Raw genomic sequence first — 17484 nt, 5'->3', positions numbered from 1 at the left:
CGTCCCGCGCATCATCACGCTGCCGAGCAGCACTCTGCCAATGGGCAGATGATCGAAGCGATCGATGTGAAGGGCAATACGCGCATCGAAACCAGCACCGTGCTCTCCTATATGGTGGTGCAGCCCGGTGACCGTTTCAACCAGGACGATCTCGATCGGTCCCTCAAGACGCTTTATGCGACCGGCCTGTTCAAGGACGTGACGCTACGCCGCTCGGGCGGCACGCTGGTGGTCGATCTGGTCGAGAACCCGATCGTCAACCGTATTGCCTTTGAAGGCAATCATGCGGTCAAGGACGAGGATCTCCGCAAGGAGATCGCCATGCGCCCCCGCGCTGTCTTCTCCTCGCAGGCTGCCGCGGCCGATCGTCAGAAGCTGCTCGATCTCTACGCGTCGAAGGCACGTTTCGGCGCAACGGTAACGCCGCAGATCATCAAGCTGTCGCATAACCGCGTCGACGTGATTTTCAAGATCAATGAAGCGCGTCAGACCCTGATCAACAAGGTCGTTTTCGTCGGGAACAAGGCCTTCAGCGAAGCCCGTCTGGCTTCGGTGATCTCGTCGAAAGAGACGGAATGGTATCGTTTCTTCTCCTCGTCGGACGAGTATAACCCCGAGCGTGTGAAGTACGATGCGGAACTGCTGCGTCGCTTCTACCTGCATAATGGCTATGTGGATTTCCACATGATCAATGCGACAGGCGAGCTTTCGCCCGATCGCAAGAACTTCATCATTACTTTCACCGTCGATGAAGGACCGCGCTATCGCATCGGCAAGATGGATGTCCGTTCCAGCCTGCGTCATGTCGAGGCGAAGGATCTCAAGAAGTATATCGATCTGTTCCCGCACCAGTGGTACGACGGCACGGCGATCCAGAATAACGTGACCGGCATGCAGGAGCGCCTGCAGGCTACCGGTCATCCCTTTGCCATGGTGCGCTCCGAGATTGCGCGTAACCCCGAGAAGCGTATCGTCGATCTGCTGTTCGACGTGAACGAGGGGCCGCATGTCTATGTCGAGCGCATCGACATCAACGGTAATACGGTGACAAAGGACAAGGTGATCCGTCGTGCCCTGCCGATGGCAGAGGGCGACCCGTACACCCCGTTCGATCGCAAATATTCCAAGGCTGCCCTGCAGGATCTGGGCTATTTCAGCACCGTCTCCGTCGATCAGACGCAGGGTTCGGCGCCTGACAGGGTGAACGTTTCTGCCAATGTGGTCGAAAAGCCCACGGGTGAATTCTCGCTCGGTGGCGGTTACTCGACCGACGTGGGCATTCTGGGTAACGGCTCGGTCAAGCAGCATAATCTGCTCGGTACCGGCATGGATGCCGGTATTTCGGGAACGGTTGCGTATTATCAGAAGCAGGTCGATCTCTCGTTGACGGATCCCTACTTCCTGAACCGCAATATCGTGGCCGGTATCGACATTTTCGGTATCGAAAACAACTACCAGACCTACCAGTCCTATAAGGAAGGCCGGTACGGCGCGACGCTGCGTATGGGTTATTCGTATAATAACTACCTGTCGCAGTCCTGGAGCTACTCGCTGATCGACCGTCACGTTGGCAATATCTTCAGCCAGAGTGATATCGAAAGCTATGGCTATGCTTATGTGCCGTCCTACTATGTTCAGGATTCTGCCGGTTGGTCGCTGCTGTCACAGCTCAGCACGACACTGACTTATGACCGTCGCGATAACCGCATGCGTCCGCGCAAGGGCTTCGTCATCAATGTGAGTGGTGATTTCGCTGGTCTAGGCGGTAACGTGAAGTATCTGCGTGCCAAAGCCGACGTGCAGTATTACGTTCCGCTGGACTCGATCACCGGCAGCCATGACTGGGGTCTCCAGTTCAAGGGCGGTGCGGGCTATATGGGCGACTGGTCCAAGAGCAGCAATGTCAGCATCATCGATAACTTCTATCTTGGTGGTGAAAACCTGCGCGGCTTCCTTCAGGGTGGTGCAGGCCCGCGTTCAGGCCATCTGAATGAGACTACACCGAAACCGGGTCAGGAAGATCTTATCGGTGGGCGCTTCATCTATACGGCTTCTGCGCAGCTCAACTTCCCGCTGCCCATGGGTGACGATGTGGGTATTTCGGGTCGTTACTTTGTCGATGCCGGTAGTCTCGCCGGTCTCCGTGTAAAGCATCTCTATACGAATGCTGCGACAGACGGTGATAAATATACGCCTGTGACGGGCGATACCCTGACGCCGCGTGTGACCACGGGTCTCGGTATTTCCTGGAAGAGCCCGTTCGGTCTCGTGAATATCGACGCCGCTGTGCCGATCCGCAAATCGCGCAACGACCGCCTCTACCCGATCCGTTTTGGCTTCGGGCAGCAATTCTGATCTCAGCCTTACCGTCTCGCGTCATTGCCCCGTTACCGGGTGCAATGACCACCCGGTCTTGAACAGAGGTTTTCATGTCCATTTTCTCGGCAGCCCGTCTTATGGCTGCTTCGGCACTGCTCGCATCTGTCAGCCTGCCGAGCCTTGCACAGGCGCAATCCGCCCAGAATTCCTCCGGTAACGGGGGCTGGTTCGTTCCCAAGACGGCCCAGCCAGCCGCAGCGCCTGCACCGCGCCCAGTGCGTCGTGCGCCGGTCGCGCAGCCCATGGCGCAGGAGGGCGAAGAGCCTATGCAGCAGCCGGAAGCACCGCCGGTTCTGCCTCAGCCGCCTATTCCCGACTCACCGGATCTGCCTAAGGCAGCACCGCCGCCGGCTGCTCTGATCGGTGTGATCAGCATCCCCACGGTAATGCGTCTGTCCAGCGCCGCAGCTGAAGCACAGCGTGTGCTGGGTGAGCGTCGCGACAAGCTTGCTGCAGCGGCGCAGAAGGAACAGGCGGGCTGGCGCGCCGAGCAGCAGAAGCTGCAGGAAAGCGCCCGCACGCTGACCTCCGAACAGATCCAGCTGCGTGAGCGTCATCTGCAGGAGCGTCGTGCAAAGGCCCAGCGTGACTTCGCCAATCGTGCACGTATCATCCAGGAAGCGGCAAACGTGTCGCTCAACCAGATCGAGCGTGAACTCGTGCGTATCGTTCGTCAGGTTGCTGCATCGCACACGATGAACCTCGTTTTACATAGCGAGCAGGTTGCGTTGCATGTCGATGGACAGGATATCACGGAAGAAACCGCGAAAGTTCTGAACAAGGTCCTGCCGCATGTCTTCATTCCTGCAGAGGATGTGGACCCGGAAGTGCTGGCAAAGTCCGGCAAGATGCCGACGACCGCCGATGAAGACTCGACCTCGCAGGTTGGTCCCGGCCCGGCCGCGCCCGCAGCTCAGGCCCCAGCCTCGATCCTCCGGAAGCACTGATTCGACATGAGCGCTCTACTTCCCGACGCACTTCCCGGCGATCCCCGTTTTTTCGGTCGTCAGGGTCCTTTCTCCGTCAGGGCGCTGGCCGAATGGGCCGAGGCTGAGATCGTCGGTAGAGAGGGTGCGCAGGATCTCATGCTGCGTGGTGTGGCACCTTTGCAGGCTGCCACACCGCAGGAAGTCAGCTTTCTGGATAACAGGCGTTATCTGCCCCTGCTTTCCGAGACGAAAGCCGGTGCGGTCATTCTGGGGCCTGCTTTCAAGGACAAGCTCCCCGAAGGCGTGATCGGCCTGGTCAGCAAGTCACCTTATCTTGCCTGGGCGCGCATTGCCTCGCGCTTTCATCCTGTGCCTTCCGCGCGACCGGGTGTACATCCTACAGCCCTGGTCGACGAGACGGCCGTTCTGGGTGAGGGGGTCGAAATCGGTCCCTACGTTACGATCGGTGCCCATGCTGAAATCGGTGCGGGTAGCGTTGTCGGGGCGCATGCAGCGATTGGCGATGGCGTCGTACTTGGGGCGCATAACCGGGTTGGCGCGCATGTGTCGCTATCGCATGCGATCCTCGCGGATCGGGTGACGCTCTATCCGGGGGCACGGATCGGTCAGGACGGGTTCGGATTTGCCGTCGGACCCGCAGGGTTCGAGACCGTGCCGCAGCTCGGGCGTGTCGTTCTCGGTCATGATGTCGAGATCGGTGCAAATTCCACCATCGATCGTGGGTCCATGCGCGACACGGTTATCGGTGCGGGTACCCGCATCGATAATCTTGTCCAGATCGGTCATAATGCCCAGCTCGGGCGTTGCTGTATCGTCGTCTCGCAGGCGGGTATCTCCGGCTCGACCGAGCTGGGCGATTTCGTGACCATTGCCGCACAGGCGGGGCTGATCGGTCACATCAAGATCGGCGACAAGGCGCGCGTCGGAGCACAATGCGGCGTGATGTCCGATGTCGAGGCCGGTGCCGATGTGATAGGCAGCCCGGCCATGCCGTTCCGGGAGTTTTTCCGGAATGTGGCTTTCCTGCGCCGTATGGCGAAGAAGGATGGCAAGGCTGAAGGATAAGGGCGTTCCGCAGCGGTGGCCACAGCTACAGAGTTTTGCTAGTAGCAGGCGGACAGGTTAAACATACCGTCATGCAAATGATGGCTGGGTGAGGGCCGGAACCGGGCTCTCCCCACAGACTGGAAGTGAGCGGAAAATTGGACGCGCCTGCGGAAGATAAAAACAAGGAAGTGACGGCACAGACCCAAGCGGTCGATATCGAAGCCATCGATATCATGCGTATCATGGAAGCGATCCCGCATCGTTATCCCTTCCTGATGATCGACAAGATGGTCGATATCAAGCTCGGTGAATCGGCGACCGGCATCAAGAACGTCACCATTAACGAGCCGTTCTTTACCGGGCATTTTCCCGCGCAGCCGGTCATGCCGGGCGTACTTATCGTCGAGGCCATGGCGCAGACGGCAGCGACACTCGTTGTGCTGACGCTGGGCGAGGCCTTCGAGGGCAAGCTCGTCTATTTCATGACGATCGAGAATGCCAAGTTCCGACGTCCCGTCGGTCCTGGTGACCAGCTGCATATCACGGTGGTCAAGGAGCGCGCCCGCGCCAATGTCTGGCGTTTCAAGGGTGTGGCACGCGTCGATGGTGTCTCGGTTGCCGAGGCAACCTTCAGCGCCATGATCATGGGTTAATACAGCTTCGTGGATCGTCCCGTGTCAAAATGGCCCAGCAGCGTCAGCATCCATCCCAGCGCTCTTGTCGCTCCTGAAGCGACATTAGGCGAGAATGTCACGATCGGGCCCTGGTGCTCGGTCGGTCCCGATGTCTCGCTTGGTGATGGTGTGCGTCTTCACGCCAGCGTCATTATCGATGGCCTGACGGATATCGGCGCTCAGGTCGAAATCTATCCGTTCGTCACCGTCGGTCTTGCGCCTCAGGATCTCAAATACAAGGGAGAGCCGACGCGCTGCGTTGTCGGGGAACATACGGTCATTCGTGAGAACGTGACCATTCACCGTGGCACGGCGCAGGGCACGGCTTTGACGAAGGTCGGCGCGCATTGCCTGATCATGGCCAATGCGCATGTTGCCCATGACTGCCTCATCGGCGACGGGGTGATTATCGTCAATAATGTCGTCATGGGTGGCCATGTCGAGATTGGCGATGGCGCGCGCATTATGGGTGCCGCGGCGCTGCATCAGTTCGTTCGTATCGGCCGTGGGGCGCTGGTGGGTGGTGTATGTGGCGTGGAAGCCGATGTCATTCCCTATGGCAGCGTGCTCGGCAATCGTGCACGTCTAGTGGGGTTACACTGGATCTGGCTGCGCCGACAGGGCGTAAGTGCCGAAGAGATCCAGCAGATGCGTCGCGCATTTCGCATTCTGTACCCGCGTACGGGCAAGCACGAGGCCGTTCTTGAAGCGCGCCTGGCAATGGTCAAACGCGATTTCCCCGACAGCGCGCGTATTCAGGAAATCATCGCTTTCATGGAAGTGCAGAGCCGACGTGGGCTTGTGCGCGCTGCCAGCCCGTCACAGCTTTCCGCCGAGACGGAGGGCGCGTGACACGCACCCCTGTCGGGATACTGGCAGGGGGCGGCCCGCTCCCTTCTCAGGTGGCCGAGGCAGTACGCCGTCAGGGCGGCGACGTTTTCATCATAGGATTCCAGGACTTTGTCGATCAGTCCCTTATCGGGGGCTGGCCGCACAGAATCGTTCGTCTCGCTGCTGCAGGCGAGATTCTGCGTGCGCTGCGCGAGGCAGGATGTCGCGACATCGTTCTCATCGGGCCTGTCAAACGACCGGCCCTGCGCGATCTGCGTCCCGATGCGGAAGGGACCAGACTTCTGGCGCGTGTGGGGCGTGCGTTGTTCTCCGGCGATGATGGACTGCTCGGAGCGCTCGTTCGAATCTTTGGTGAAGAAGGCTTCAGGGTGCGTGGGGCGCATGAGTTTCTGACCCGCTCGCTCGGACGCCTTGGAGCACTCGGTCGTTTCTCTCCGGACGATCTTGCGCGGAGTGATATCGCACGCGGCGTTGCCGTCATTCGCGGTCTGGGCGCGCTGGATATCGGGCAGGGTTGCGTTGTGCAGGACAGTCTCGTTCTGGCTGTGGAAGCCATCGAGGGCACAGATGCCATGCTGGCGCGTGCATCGGGGTTGCGTCAGCCGGGGCCGGGGGGCGTTCTGATCAAGATGCTCAAGCCCGGTCAGGAAAAACGCGCCGATATGCCGACGATCGGTCCGCAGACCGTTCTCAATGCGGCCGCAGCAGGCTTGCGCGGCATCGCTTTCGAAACCGGCGGAACACTTCTGACCGATCCGGAAGAATGCGAAGAAACCGCCGACCGGTCAGGGCTGTTTCTCTACGGACTGAGCAGTGCGGAAGTGGCGGGCGACCCCCTGCATATCGCCGACTGATCCGGTATATCGACCTTCACAGGTCACGGGGTACGGCAATGCCCCCATTTTCCAGGAGAAAGCCCATGGCAACCTATATGCACACGATGATTCGTGTTTACGACCTCGACCGGAGTGTCGCTTTCTACAAGGTGCTCGGCATGCGTGAAATCCGCCGGCGCGAAGTGCCCGATGGCCGATACACCCTTGTTTACATGGGCTTTAACGACAACGCCCATGGCGAGGCTGAAATCGAGCTGACCTATAACTGGGATCAGAAAACCCCTTATGAACTCGGCACCGGTTTCGGTCATTTTGCAATCGGCGTGCCTGATGCGGCCAAGACGGTCGAGACCGTGCGCGGCGCCGGTGGCAAGGTTACGCGCGAGGCGGGGCCGGTAAAGTTCGGCACGACGATCATCGCTTTTGTGGAAGATCCCGACGGCTACAAGATCGAGATCATACAGAAAGACAGCTTCTGATCCTGAATGCATCTGCCCGGGTTCCGCCCCGGGCAGATCTCCTGCCTAGTGACCCTGTTTCGATCGCTTGAGTCGCTGGGTGGCTTTTTCAAGCGCTGCGACAATTGTACCTGCGTGGCGTTTGACGGTTTCGTCCTTGCTGGCAGCCAGAAGATCGGCAGCCAGAAGTGCCGTTGCCAGATCGTTGCGCAGATCGTGACGCAGGGTCTTCAGTCTCGTTTCGGCGTCATGATCTGCCGGATCGTTTTCGACCGTCATGGACGGACTCCTTGATTTGATTGACAGGGCGGTTCCAGGACCGTAAAAGCCCGCGCACAGAGGAAGATGGCGTCAGCTCGTGTCGTCTTCTTGTCAGGGTGAGGTGCAAGACGCTTCACCATCATTCATTGCCTTGAGGAATGACGCCATGAAGCGTACTTACCAACCGTCCAAGCTCGTCCGCAAGCGTCGCCACGGCTTCCGCGCCCGTATGGAAACCGTCGGTGGCCGTCGCGTCATCAACAACCGTCGAGCCAAGGGCCGCAAGAAGCTCTCGGCCTGAGCCTGATTTGGCGGGCCAGCCTTCCAAGCTCCGGAAAAGACCGGAGTTTCTCCGCGTCGCGAGCCGGGGGCGTAAAGTCGCTACACCCGGTCTCGTTCTTCAGGTTCTGAAGACCGACGAGGAAGCGCCGGCCCGCGTAGGCTATACGGTTACCAAGAAAGTCGGGAACGCCGTGGTGCGTAACCGTACACGCCGCCGTCTCAGGGCGGCTCTGGCCCGCGTGGCCAGCGAAGTCGATCTCAGCGCTGTCGATCTCGTTCTGATCGGACGCGATTCGACCAGAGGTCGCCCTTTCGACAAGCTGATAGGCGATCTTGCCCATGCTCTGAAAAAAGGGCAGGCCCTGTGATCGCATTCGGCAGAAAGGCCCTGCTTTCCTGCCTTCTGATCTGTCTGCATATCTACAGGCGTTACATCAGCCCGCAGCTTGGCAATAACTGCCGCTTCCACCCATCCTGTAGTGCTTATGCGCAAGAAGCCCTGCTTCGGCACGGTATTCTCAAGGGCGCATGGCTGACGATACGGCGCCTGTTGCGGTGCCATCCCTATTGCAGCGGGGGAATCGATCCTGTGCCCTGAAGGGCATAAAATATCGAATTCCGTCCCGCCCTATTGTTTTGTGCCCGGATTTCGGTCACTTCAACGGCTGCGATGGCAGGGTTTACTGTCTGTCGCATCTTTTTGTTCAATCCTTATGGAAAGACCGGCATTCGGCTGATGGATATCAAGCGCATCCTCGTGGCAACCAGTCTCTCGGCCGCGATCTTGATCGGCTTCGACTATTTCGTGCCTCAGCACGCAAAGAAGGACGCCGAGACCCAGACCTCCGAGCAGACCCAGGGCAAGAAGCCTGAGGCAGGCAAGGTATCCACGCTCCCGGTCGCGGCACCCGGTGGGGCGCCTGCAAACGGGCCCGCTGTTCCGGCCGGACCGGCTGGGCAGATCGCAATCGAGGGGCCGGATGCAACCGGCTCGTTCAATCTGCGTGGCGCACGGTTCGATAACCTGGTGCTCACCCATTATCGCGAGACACTGGACAAGAACTCGCCGCTCGTGCGTCTGCTCGAGTCAGGCGAGGGGCCCCAGCCCAGCTTCGTTCAGCTCGGGTGGCAGGCTCCTGCCGGATCGACGCTGAAACTGCCTGATTCGAATACGGACTGGTCGAGCGACGACAAGACGCTCTCACCCGGTCATCCGGTATTCATGCAATGGGATAACGGTCAGGGTCTGGTATTCAGAATCGAGATCAAACTCGACCGTCGCTATCTCTTCGCCATCACGCAGAGCGTCGAGAACAAGGCGGGCGCTCCTGTGGCGCTGACCCCGTTCCAGCGCGTCGAGCGCGATTACAAGCCGGTCGAGACCGGTGGCATGATTGTGCAGGAAGGCCCGCTTTCGGTTGTGAACAACCGGCTGGACGAGGAATCCTACAAGACGATGCGCAAGGGCGCGACCAAGCCGGATAACACGGCCTGGTCCGCTGACGGTGTCGGCGGCTGGGCCGGGATCACGGACAAGTACTGGCTCACCGCCATCATCCCCGATCAGAAAGCTGCTGTGAGCGTCCGTTATCGCTTCGTGCCGGATGCGAAGGAAGGGGCCTATATCGTCGATACCTCGTCGAGCCAGCCGATCCAGATCGCGCCGGGTTCGACCGTTGCGACGACCAGCATGGTTTTTGCGGGTGCGAAGGAAGTCAATCTTCTCGATCAGTACACCGACGATCTGCACATTCCCTATTTCTACAAGGCAGTGGATTTCGGCTGGTTCGCGTTCCTGACGCGCCCGATGTTCCATGTGCTGCACTGGCTTTACAGCCATGTCGGCAATTTTGGCATCGCGCTGCTGATCCTGACGCTTATCATCAAGCTGATCCTGTATCCGCTTGCGACCAAATCCTTTGCCTCAATGGCACGTATGCGCACGCTGGCCCCGCGTATCCAGGCCATTCGCGAGCATAACAAGGGCGATCAGCTGGCACAGAACCAGCAGATCATGGCGCTGTACAAGGAAGAGGGTGTCAACCCGGCCGGTGGCTGTCTGCCGCTGCTGATTCAGGCTCCTGTGGCGTTCTGCCTCTACAAGGTGCTGAACATCACCATCGAGATGCGTCACGCACCGTTCTATGGCTGGATACGTGACCTTTCTGCACCCGATCCGACCAATATCTTCAACCTGTTCGGTCTGCTGCCTTTCAACCCGAGCTTCATGCCCGAGATGCTGCACATCGGCATCTGGCCTATCCTGTTCGGCTTTACCATCTGGCTGATGCAGCGTCAGAGCATGGTGAGCATGGACCCGGCGCAGCAGAAGATCATGCAGTTCATGCCGGTTATCTATACGATCTTCCTGGGACGTATCTCGGCAGGCATCATCATCTATTACACATGGAACAACGTTCTCAGCTACGGTCAGCAGAAGCTGATCCAGAGCCAGATCGATCGTGCCCAGAAAAAAGGCGGAAAGGCCGTCAGCAAGTCGTGAGTGAAAAAGAAGATCCGACAGTTTTCAGCGAACAGCAGATCGAGGACGGTCGCCTGCTGTTCGCGTCGGAATGCGAGTTTTTCTTCGGGGCGCAGAAGCTCGATCAGCTGCCCCCCCTTGCTGGCCCCGAAATCGCCTTTGCCGGACGGTCAAATGTCGGAAAGTCGAGCCTGATCAATGCGCTGACGGGACGTAACCGCCTGGCACGCGCTTCATCGGAACCGGGACGGACGAAGCAGCTCAATTTCTTCAATCTCGGCGGTCGTCTCGCTCTTGTCGACATGCCCGGCTATGGCTTTGCCAAGGCAGCCAAGTCGGTCAAGGAAGAATGGCAGACGATGATGTTTGCCTATCTGCGCGGTCGTCCGACCCTGACGCGCGTTTTTCTGCTGCTGGACTCACGCATAGAGCTCAAACAGGCCGATCGCGATGTGATGGAAATGCTCGACCGTGCGGCAGTGCTGTTTCAGGTCGTGCTGACCAAGGCTGATTCGATGGGGCCGAACAAGCTCAAGGCGAAGATGGCTGAGGTTCAGGCCGTGCTTTCCAGACATGCTGCCGCCTATCCGCATATCGCAACGACAAGCAGCGAGACCGGCCTCGGCATCGATACATTGCGCGCCGAGATTGCACGGCTGATCGGCGGGACCTCACCGGAGGGGATGCAGGGATGACAAAGGATCTGACGGAGCTGTCGCTCCCCGATATGAATGACGAGGGCCAGCAGCAGGCAGCCCTCCTTGCCAGTGCCCTGCCGTTTCTGCGGCGCTACGCAGGCGATACGATCGTTGTGAAATACGGCGGAAACGCCATGGGCAAGGATCATCTGTCGAGCGCCTTCGGGCGTGACATTGCCCTGCTCAAACTCGTGGGTATCAATCCCATCGTCGTGCATGGCGGCGGCCCGCAGATCAGCGCCATGCTCAAGCGTCTGAATATTGAATCCCGGTTCGTCGACGGGCTGCGTGTGACCGATCAGGCCGCGATCGATGTGATCGAGATGGTCCTGTCGGGCAGCGTCAACAAGCAGGTGGCCAATCTGATCAATCGTGCCGGTGCGCTTGCCGTGGGCATTTCGGGCAAGGACGGTGGATTGCTCCAGGCGCGCAAGCTGCTGCACACCAGCCGCGACGCGCGCTCCGGAGCAGAGGCACCGCAGGATCTCGGTTTTGTGGGTGAGCCGGTCAAGATCGACCCGCGCGTGCTGTTCTCTCTTCTCGGCTCGGGGCTTATTCCGGTCATTGCGCCTGTCGGCGTGGGCGAGAACGGCGAGACCTATAATATCAATGCGGATACGGCAGCGGGCGCTATCGCCGGCAGCGTCAATGCATCGCGTCTCCTGATGCTGACTGATGTCGCGGGCGTTCTCGACGAAAATGGCAAGCTCATCCCCGAACTGACCGCCGATGAGGCGCGCCGACGCATTGCCGACGGTTCGATTTCAGGTGGTATGATACCCAAGGTCGAGACCTGCCTTGCTGCGGTCAAGGCCGGGGCGAGCGCTGCGGTCATTCTCGATGGACGCGTTCCTCATGCCTGCCTGCTCGAACTCTTCACCCACAAGGGCTCGGGGACGCTGATACGCGCGTCCTGATTACGCGCTCTCATGGGCGAAGTGCCAGTCGACCCCGTCTTCCTGTGCAATCGAGAGGGCCAGTCTGGCTCTCTCGAAAAACACATCCAGCGGGTCGGTCGAGCCCGGTTCGCGTGTGACGAGGCCGATCTTGACCGAGACGAGCGGATTGGCCCCCGCTGAACACATGTATCTGCGCTTGCAGATCATCTCGGCGCGTTCGACTGATGCAAAACGGTCACCGCCATCCAGCCAGAGTACATAGCTTTCGCGGTCGAGTTGTCCGATCAGATCGGTCGGTCGTATGGCTCTTTGCAGGAAATTGATCGCATCGCGGACATGGGCGATCTGTTCTACGGCCTCTTCGGCCTCCACAATATCGCTCGGTGTTGTAAGCAGTCCCGAGAAGCAGACCAGCATCAGCGTGGCAGGAAGGCTTTCCTGATCCAGTCGGGCAAAACGACGCTCCGCTTTTTCCTTGAACAGGGCCCAGACCGGCAGATGGGTCAGGGGGTCGAAGGGCAGGGCGCGCAACAGAACGCGATAGCGATGATCGACCTCGATCATGGCGGCCGCCGTCTGGACGAGGGTGTTGAGAATACGGCGGCATGAATCTGCTGCTCGCCTTGAAAAACCGCGCGGGTAATAGGCGATCAGCCCGATTTCGCCCTGGTGCCTGATTTCGGCAATGGCCCGCAGGCACAGATTGGTGGTCGTTCGTATCCCGCCAAGCCGGCTGCGTATGTTTCCATCGCGCACGGGCCAGGAGTGCAGGATATGCAGCTGCGGTTCCGTAGGGATGGGGATGACAAGCGGACCCGAGCTCATGATCAGCCCGCGCTCGGGCGTGGTGGCCTGACAGAACTGGTCGAAAGCCCGCTTGAGCCCGTCCGGGACCGATATTGCGGAGCGGAGCGTTTCAAGAAGGCTATCCAGAAAAGCAGCTTCCCGACCGGGGGAGTAGTGTCTGGGCCGCCAGCCTGTATCGCGTTCCCGGTCGGACGAAGAGCGAACAAGGTGCATGAGACCGGAAAAAGCAGCGTCCAACATGCATTGTCCTGACAGGGAAAAAGGTGGGAAACGACCGGCAGAGGCATCCGACCGACGTTGCCGGGCCACCGTCAACAGATCGGCACGAGTATAAAGGCCGGTATTTAATTACTCCTTAACATCTCGTGTCAGGAAGAGTCGTTGACTTCCTCATGCGTCCTGAGCATGGTCCGCTCACTCGAGTAACCCTGTCAAAGGATGGCCGCCAATGCCCGTTTCCGATCTGCGCACCGTGATCGACTCCCTGTGGGAGCGTCGTGATACGCTCAACGCCCATACGGAAGGCGAGGCACGCGAAGCGATCGAAAAGGCTCTGACTGCGCTCGATGAAGGCCGACTGCGTGTTGCCGAGCCGTCGGAAAAAGGCTGGGTCGTTCATGAGTGGCTGAAGAAGGCGGTTCTGCTCTCTTTCCGTATCACCGACAGCCGCGTGGCAGAGCGGGCCTGCGGTGGCGTGCCGGGCTTTGACAAGGTGCCGCTGAAATTCGACGGCTGGGACCAGTTCCGTTTTGCCGAGGCAGGCTTTCGCGCAGTGCCCGGCGCCATCGTGCGTCGTTCGGCCTATATCGCTCCCGGCGTGGTGCTGATGCCGAGCTTCGTCAATGTCGGTGCGCGTGTCGATAGCGGCACCATGGTCGATACATGGGCCACGGTCGGCTCCTGCGCCCAGATCGGCAAGAACGTGCATATCAGCGGCGGTGCCGGTATCGGTGGCGTGCTCGAACCCCTCCAGGCCGCTCCCGTCATTATCGAGGATGACTGCTTTATCGGTGCCCGTTCGGAAGTGGCCGAAGGCGTGGTGGTCGAGCGCGGGTCCGTGCTGTCCATGGGTGTGTTCATCGGGGCCAGCACCAAGATCGTCGACCGCGCCACGGGCGAGATCTTCATGGGGCGCGTGCCGGCCTATTCGGTCGTTGTGCCGGGCACACTTCCCGGTCGTACGCCCGATGCGCCGCATCTCGCCTGCGCCGTGATCGTCAAGCGTGTGGATGAGCGTACGCGTTCCAAGACCTCCATCAACGAATTGCTGCGCGACTGATCGTGAGCATCGATGTCGTGACCCTGGCAGGCAAGCTGATTGCCTGCCAATCCGTGACTCCTGCCGATGACGGGGCCATGGCGGTACTGACCGACGCCCTCAGCGCGCTCGGTTTCAAGACCGAGCGTGTGGATCGTGGGCCAGCAGGGGCCCAGACGCCCAATCTCTTTGCGCGTCTGGGCAATGACGGGCCGCATCTGTGTTTCGCAGGGCATACCGACGTGGTGCCCCCCGGTTCCGGCTGGGCACATGATCCATTTGCCGGGATAAGCGAAGCCGGAATGCTCTATGGGCGCGGCATCGCAGACATGAAGGGCGGTATCGCCGCCTTTGTTGCCGCTACGGCCTCCCTGCTGGCCGAGCGTCCTCTCAGAGGGTCGATCAGTCTCCTGATTACAGGCGATGAGGAAGGCCCTGCCAATTTCGGCACGAAAGAAGTGCTGCTCTGGATGATGGACCATGGGCATCGCCCCGATTTCTGTCTTCTGGGCGAACCGACCAACCCGTCGCAGATGGGCGAGGTCATCAAGATCGGCCGACGCGGTAGCCTGAATGTCTGGATCACTGTGGAAGGGGTTCAGGGTCATGTGGCTTACCCCCATCTTGCCGATAACCCCGTTCACCGCCTGCTTGCGATCCTCAGTGAACTGACCGGCCGCGTACTGGATGAGGGGAACGCGCATTTTGCCCCGTCGTCGCTGCAGGTGGTCAGTGTCGATGTGGGCAATGCAGCAACCAATATCATTCCTGCCAAGGCGAGCGCGCTGCTGAATATCCGGTTCAACACCGAGCATCGTGGCGAGGCGCTGGTGCGCTGGATCGAGGCGTGCGTGGCGCGCCATGCGCCCAATGCGCATGTAAAAGCCAGCATCAGCGGTGAGGCTTTCCTGACGGCACCCGGCCAGGCGGTCGCCTCCCTCTCGGAAGTGATCGAGCGCCATACGGGGCGCAAACCGAAGCTCGATACCGGTGGCGGGACGTCGGATGCGCGGTTTATCGCCTCGTATTTCCCGGTTGCCGAGTTCGGTCTTGTCGGTGCGACGATGCACAAGGCGGATGAGTGCGTGGCTGTTGCCGATCTTGAGGCGCTCGTCAGGATCTATCGCGATTTTCTTGAGGCTTTCGGATTGTGAAACCTGCATCACCGACACCGACAGAAACACCTTCGGCGGCTGCCGCGCGTATCATGCGCGGCGTCCTGCAACTCGGACGTGGCGATGCCCAGGGAATGGCGGCGTTTCGCAACACGCCTGAGGCCCTCTTGTCCGCCATCGCGCCCAGTGCGGCCCTGTTCCTTGTGCTTGCACTCTCGCAATTCGTACAGGGCTACGATGCGACCGAGGTGACGAAGGTCCTCATTCTCGTCTCTGCGCTTCTGGTGCGTCTGGTGGTGTCCCAGCTGCTGGCGACATTATGGAAGCGCGACCGGATCTGGCTGCGCTATGCGACGGCCCAGCTCTGGGCCGCATGGCTCCCGATGATCCTGTCGCTGCTCGTCCTGAGTTTTGCGCAGATCGTTATGCCGGGCATCGTGAAGTCGCGTCCGGCTCTGGCCGTTATCATGATCGGTATCGAGATCTATGAGTTCTGGCTGGCCTGGTTTGTCGCGAAAAGCGGGTTGCGCATCGGTGGCGGCAAGTCGGCAGTGCTGGTGATTGTCATCAACCTTGCAGTGGCCTCGCTCTACCTGATCGCATTGCTTCTGCCGCCGCATTACAACGCGCTCAAGGAGCTTATGGGGCCTCTGCCCAAGCCCTGAGACCACCGGGAAGGTGCCGTAGCACGGTGCCTTCCACAAGCCTTGCTTTCCATACGGATCTACTCGTCTGTCTGGCCTGTCTGGGGCGCGATGGCCTCAGACGAATGGATCTTCCGGATAGCCGACATGGGTGAGGCACAGTCCTTCCGGCGGTGCCGTAGGGCCTGCCAGACGACGGTCGCAGGCGTCCAGTACCTCTTTCAGTTTCGCAACCGGCCATTGCCCGCTGCCGACCAGTTGCAGCGACCCTGCAAGGTTGCGCACCTGATGGTGCAGGAATGAGCGCGCCTCAACATCAATACGTATGTGATCGCCGTCTCTTGCAACATCCAGTCTGTCGAGCGTTCGGATGGGCCCGCTCGCCTGGCATGACGCGGCTCTGAACGAAGAGAAATCGTGCCGTCCCAGAAGGCTCTGCCCCGCCTCATGCATGGCGCTGGCGTCGAGGGGGCGTTTGACATGCCAGACATGGTTGAGATCGAGCACTGGACGTGTCGGGCGATTGAGGATCGTGTAGCAATAGCGACGCGATATGGCAGAGAACCGGGCATGCCAGTTCTCAGGGGCTGCGACGGCTGCGCAAATGGCAACACGATGCGGCTTGAGATGAAAGCTGATGCCATCGCGTATCTGTCTGGCATCGAGACGGGGATCGTCCGGCAGGTCGAGCTGTACGACCATGGCAGAAGCATGGACGCCGGCATCGGTACGACCTGCCGTAGCACTCATCACCGGCGCATCGCCCACGAGACGCGAGGCCGCCTCTTCAAGCAGTTCCTGAACGGACAGGCCGTTATTCTGCCGCTGCCAGCCTACAAGGCCGGTACCGTCATATTCGATTTTCAGCGCCCAGCGACGATAGAAGCTGGCCGGTCCATCGTTCATCGTGACGCGCCCCCGAAAGCGGTCCCTTTCGGCACGGGCGTGCCGCGCAGATAGTCCGAGGCAGACATCATGGCCTTGCCGGGACGTTGCAGACGCAGGATCTGGATCGCATTCTTGCCGCAACGGATTGTAAGAGCATCGTCACACGCAGTGCCTGCGGGAAGCGCGTCTGCGGCGTCATTTGCAGCCATGGGAACAAGGCGCGCTTCACCGATCTTGATCACGACGCCGTCCTGCGTGGTGAATGCCCCGGGCCACGGTGTGAGCCCACGTATCTGCCTGTCGATTTCTGCCGCGGGGCGCGACCAGTCGATACGCCCCGTCTCACGCGTCAGTTTTTCCGCGTAAGTCACACCCTGGTCCGGCTGCGGCACAGGAGCGAAGGGCCGTGTCAGGGTCTCGATCAGTAGCTCCGCTCCGAGCAGGCTCAGCCGGTCATGAAGGGACGACGCCGTTTCGTCGGCGGCAAGATCGATGGCGGCTTCGGCAAGAACATCGCCTGTATCCAGCCCGGCATCCATCTGCATGATCGCCACACCCGAGCGTCTGTCACCCGCCAGTATGGCGGACTGGATCGGTGACGCGCCGCGCCAGCGCGGCAAGAGGCTTGCATGGATGTTCAGACAGCCCAGTGCAGGGGCATCGAGCATGCGCTGGGGCAGGATGAGCCCGTATGCCACGACGATGGCGATATCCGGCTTGAGGGACTCGAAAAATGCGAGCTCGTCCTCATTGTTTCTGATTCGCACCGGTGAGCGTACGGGAATTCCGGCCTGTTCCGCAGCGTTCTGCACGGGGGAGGGGCGCAGGGCCTTGCCGCGCCCGGCAGGGCGCGGGGGCTGGGTGTAGACCTGTACGATGTCATGCCCGGCCTGACGCAGGGCTTCCAGAACGGGAACCGAGAAGTCCGGTGTTCCCATGAAAACCACACGCATG

Annotated in this window: 20 protein-coding genes; 16 read left to right on the top strand and 4 right to left on the bottom strand. The window is 60.1% G+C overall.

Annotated elements, in window-relative coordinates; genetic code table 11:
* Nucleotides 1-48 precede the first annotated feature (48 nt).
* From bamA to gloA, 7 genes are all read left to right on the top strand, one after another.
* Complete coding sequence (gene bamA / locus NF685_RS03825; RefSeq protein WP_373317806.1) at nucleotides 49-2355, top strand: outer membrane protein assembly factor BamA; 2307 nt, start codon at nucleotides 49-51, stop codon at nucleotides 2353-2355.
* A gap of 74 nt (nucleotides 2356-2429) precedes the next feature.
* Nucleotides 2430-3326, top strand: coding sequence for an OmpH family outer membrane protein (locus tag NF685_RS03820; RefSeq protein ID WP_252848661.1), 897 nt, complete (start codon nucleotides 2430-2432; stop codon nucleotides 3324-3326).
* Nucleotides 3327-3332: 6 nt separating this feature from the next.
* Nucleotides 3333-4394, top strand: coding sequence for a UDP-3-O-(3-hydroxymyristoyl)glucosamine N-acyltransferase (gene lpxD, locus NF685_RS03815; protein ID WP_252848660.1), 1062 nt, complete (start codon nucleotides 3333-3335; stop codon nucleotides 4392-4394).
* Between the two features lie 215 nt (nucleotides 4395-4609).
* Nucleotides 4610-5029 carry a 3-hydroxyacyl-ACP dehydratase FabZ gene (gene fabZ / locus NF685_RS03810; RefSeq protein ID WP_222548529.1) on the top strand — a complete coding sequence of 140 codons (420 nt, stop codon included), beginning with the start codon at nucleotides 4610-4612 and terminating at the stop codon, nucleotides 5027-5029.
* 21 nt (nucleotides 5030-5050) lie between these two features.
* A complete protein-coding gene (lpxA, locus tag NF685_RS03805) occupies nucleotides 5051-5902 on the top strand; it encodes an acyl-ACP--UDP-N-acetylglucosamine O-acyltransferase (protein ID WP_222547879.1) in 852 nt (283 codons plus the stop codon).
* Nucleotides 5899-6756, top strand: a complete 858-nt coding sequence (locus NF685_RS03800) for an LpxI family protein (protein ID WP_252848659.1) — start codon at nucleotides 5899-5901, stop codon at nucleotides 6754-6756. The genes lpxA and NF685_RS03800 overlap by 4 nt, the downstream gene beginning before the upstream one ends.
* A gap of 65 nt (nucleotides 6757-6821) precedes the next feature.
* A complete protein-coding gene (gloA, locus tag NF685_RS03795; protein WP_222547877.1) occupies nucleotides 6822-7217 on the top strand; it encodes a lactoylglutathione lyase in 396 nt (131 codons plus the stop codon).
* A gap of 45 nt (nucleotides 7218-7262) precedes the next feature.
* On the opposite strand, the gene NF685_RS03790 is transcribed toward gloA, so the two are convergent.
* Nucleotides 7263-7475 (bottom strand): hypothetical protein, encoded by a 213-nt coding sequence (locus NF685_RS03790; RefSeq protein WP_252848658.1) that lies wholly within the window; start codon nucleotides 7473-7475, stop codon nucleotides 7263-7265.
* Between the two features lie 148 nt (nucleotides 7476-7623).
* Between NF685_RS03790 and rpmH the strand changes: the two genes are divergently transcribed.
* From rpmH to argB, 6 genes are all read left to right on the top strand, one after another.
* Nucleotides 7624-7758 carry a 50S ribosomal protein L34 gene (gene rpmH, locus NF685_RS03785; RefSeq protein ID WP_023978518.1) on the top strand — a complete coding sequence of 45 codons (135 nt, stop codon included), beginning with the start codon at nucleotides 7624-7626 and terminating at the stop codon, nucleotides 7756-7758.
* A gap of 7 nt (nucleotides 7759-7765) precedes the next feature.
* Nucleotides 7766-8107 (top strand): ribonuclease P protein component, encoded by a 342-nt coding sequence (gene rnpA / locus NF685_RS03780; RefSeq protein WP_252848657.1) that lies wholly within the window; start codon nucleotides 7766-7768, stop codon nucleotides 8105-8107.
* Nucleotides 8104-8337 (top strand): membrane protein insertion efficiency factor YidD, encoded by a 234-nt coding sequence (yidD, locus tag NF685_RS03775; RefSeq protein ID WP_304501042.1) that lies wholly within the window; start codon nucleotides 8104-8106, stop codon nucleotides 8335-8337. Before rnpA ends, yidD begins: the two co-directional genes overlap by 4 nt.
* Before the next feature lie 138 nt (nucleotides 8338-8475).
* Nucleotides 8476-10242 carry a membrane protein insertase YidC gene (yidC, locus tag NF685_RS03770; RefSeq protein WP_252848656.1) on the top strand — a complete coding sequence of 589 codons (1767 nt, stop codon included), beginning with the start codon at nucleotides 8476-8478 and terminating at the stop codon, nucleotides 10240-10242.
* Nucleotides 10239-10916: a ribosome biogenesis GTP-binding protein YihA/YsxC gene (gene yihA, locus NF685_RS03765; RefSeq protein ID WP_252848655.1), complete on the top strand. Its 678-nt coding sequence runs from the start codon at nucleotides 10239-10241 to the stop codon at nucleotides 10914-10916. The genes yidC and yihA overlap by 4 nt, the downstream gene beginning before the upstream one ends.
* Nucleotides 10913-11836: an acetylglutamate kinase gene (gene argB / locus NF685_RS03760; protein ID WP_252848654.1), complete on the top strand. Its 924-nt coding sequence runs from the start codon at nucleotides 10913-10915 to the stop codon at nucleotides 11834-11836. The genes yihA and argB overlap by 4 nt, the downstream gene beginning before the upstream one ends.
* On the opposite strand, the gene NF685_RS03755 is transcribed toward argB, so the two are convergent.
* Nucleotides 11837-12865: a GGDEF domain-containing protein gene (locus NF685_RS03755; protein WP_222547872.1), complete on the bottom strand. Its 1029-nt coding sequence runs from the start codon at nucleotides 12863-12865 to the stop codon at nucleotides 11837-11839.
* Between the two features lie 208 nt (nucleotides 12866-13073).
* Here NF685_RS03755 and dapD point away from each other — a divergent pair, with 208 nt between their 5' ends.
* From dapD to NF685_RS03740, 3 genes are read left to right on the top strand one after another with little or no spacing between them, the layout of a single operon-like run.
* The gene (gene dapD, locus NF685_RS03750) at nucleotides 13074-13904 is read left to right on the top strand and encodes a 2,3,4,5-tetrahydropyridine-2,6-dicarboxylate N-succinyltransferase (RefSeq protein ID WP_222547871.1); all 831 of its coding nucleotides are present in this window, start codon (nucleotides 13074-13076) and stop codon (nucleotides 13902-13904) included.
* Nucleotides 13901-15037, top strand: a complete 1137-nt coding sequence (dapE, locus tag NF685_RS03745) for a succinyl-diaminopimelate desuccinylase (protein WP_252848817.1) — start codon at nucleotides 13901-13903, stop codon at nucleotides 15035-15037. The genes dapD and dapE overlap by 4 nt, the downstream gene beginning before the upstream one ends.
* Nucleotides 15034-15663: a hypothetical protein gene (locus NF685_RS03740; protein ID WP_222547870.1), complete on the top strand. Its 630-nt coding sequence runs from the start codon at nucleotides 15034-15036 to the stop codon at nucleotides 15661-15663. Before dapE ends, NF685_RS03740 begins: the two co-directional genes overlap by 4 nt.
* 96 nt (nucleotides 15664-15759) lie before the next feature.
* Here NF685_RS03740 and truA read toward each other — a convergent pair whose 3' ends face one another.
* Nucleotides 15760-16548, bottom strand: coding sequence for a tRNA pseudouridine(38-40) synthase TruA (gene truA / locus NF685_RS03735; protein WP_252848653.1), 789 nt, complete (start codon nucleotides 16546-16548; stop codon nucleotides 15760-15762).
* Nucleotides 16545-17483, bottom strand: coding sequence for a methionyl-tRNA formyltransferase (gene fmt / locus NF685_RS03730; protein WP_252848652.1), 939 nt, complete (start codon nucleotides 17481-17483; stop codon nucleotides 16545-16547). The genes truA and fmt overlap by 4 nt, the downstream gene beginning before the upstream one ends.
* Nucleotide 17484: the final 1 nt, after the last annotated feature.

Origin of the sequence: Asaia lannensis NBRC 102526 (assembly GCF_024054035.1) — a bacterium.
Taxonomy (GTDB): Bacteria; Pseudomonadota; Alphaproteobacteria; order Acetobacterales; family Acetobacteraceae; genus Asaia; species Asaia lannensis.
Note: the sequence above shows the minus strand (reverse complement) of the source record. Positions and strands in the feature narration are given on the sequence as shown.

Coding starts and splice junctions, on each gene's coding strand:
- gloA (WP_222547877.1), top strand. CDS start 6,822: ATGGCAACCTATATGCACACGATGATTCGTGTTTACGACCTCGACCGG.
- lpxD (WP_252848660.1), top strand. CDS start 3,333: ATGAGCGCTCTACTTCCCGACGCACTTCCCGGCGATCCCCGTTTTTTC.
- bamA (WP_373317806.1), top strand. CDS start 49: ATGATCGAAGCGATCGATGTGAAGGGCAATACGCGCATCGAAACCAGC.
- rpmH (WP_023978518.1), top strand. CDS start 7,624: ATGAAGCGTACTTACCAACCGTCCAAGCTCGTCCGCAAGCGTCGCCAC.
- fabZ (WP_222548529.1), top strand. CDS start 4,610: ATGCGTATCATGGAAGCGATCCCGCATCGTTATCCCTTCCTGATGATC.
- truA (WP_252848653.1), bottom strand. CDS start 16,548: ATGAACGATGGACCGGCCAGCTTCTATCGTCGCTGGGCGCTGAAAATC.
- fmt (WP_252848652.1), bottom strand. CDS start 17,483: ATGCGTGTGGTTTTCATGGGAACACCGGACTTCTCGGTTCCCGTTCTG.
- argB (WP_252848654.1), top strand. CDS start 10,913: ATGACAAAGGATCTGACGGAGCTGTCGCTCCCCGATATGAATGACGAG.
- yidC (WP_252848656.1), top strand. CDS start 8,476: ATGGATATCAAGCGCATCCTCGTGGCAACCAGTCTCTCGGCCGCGATC.
- NF685_RS03755 (WP_222547872.1), bottom strand. CDS start 12,865: ATGTTGGACGCTGCTTTTTCCGGTCTCATGCACCTTGTTCGCTCTTCG.
- NF685_RS03790 (WP_252848658.1), bottom strand. CDS start 7,475: ATGACGGTCGAAAACGATCCGGCAGATCATGACGCCGAAACGAGACTG.
- dapD (WP_222547871.1), top strand. CDS start 13,074: ATGCCCGTTTCCGATCTGCGCACCGTGATCGACTCCCTGTGGGAGCGT.
- NF685_RS03820 (WP_252848661.1), top strand. CDS start 2,430: ATGTCCATTTTCTCGGCAGCCCGTCTTATGGCTGCTTCGGCACTGCTC.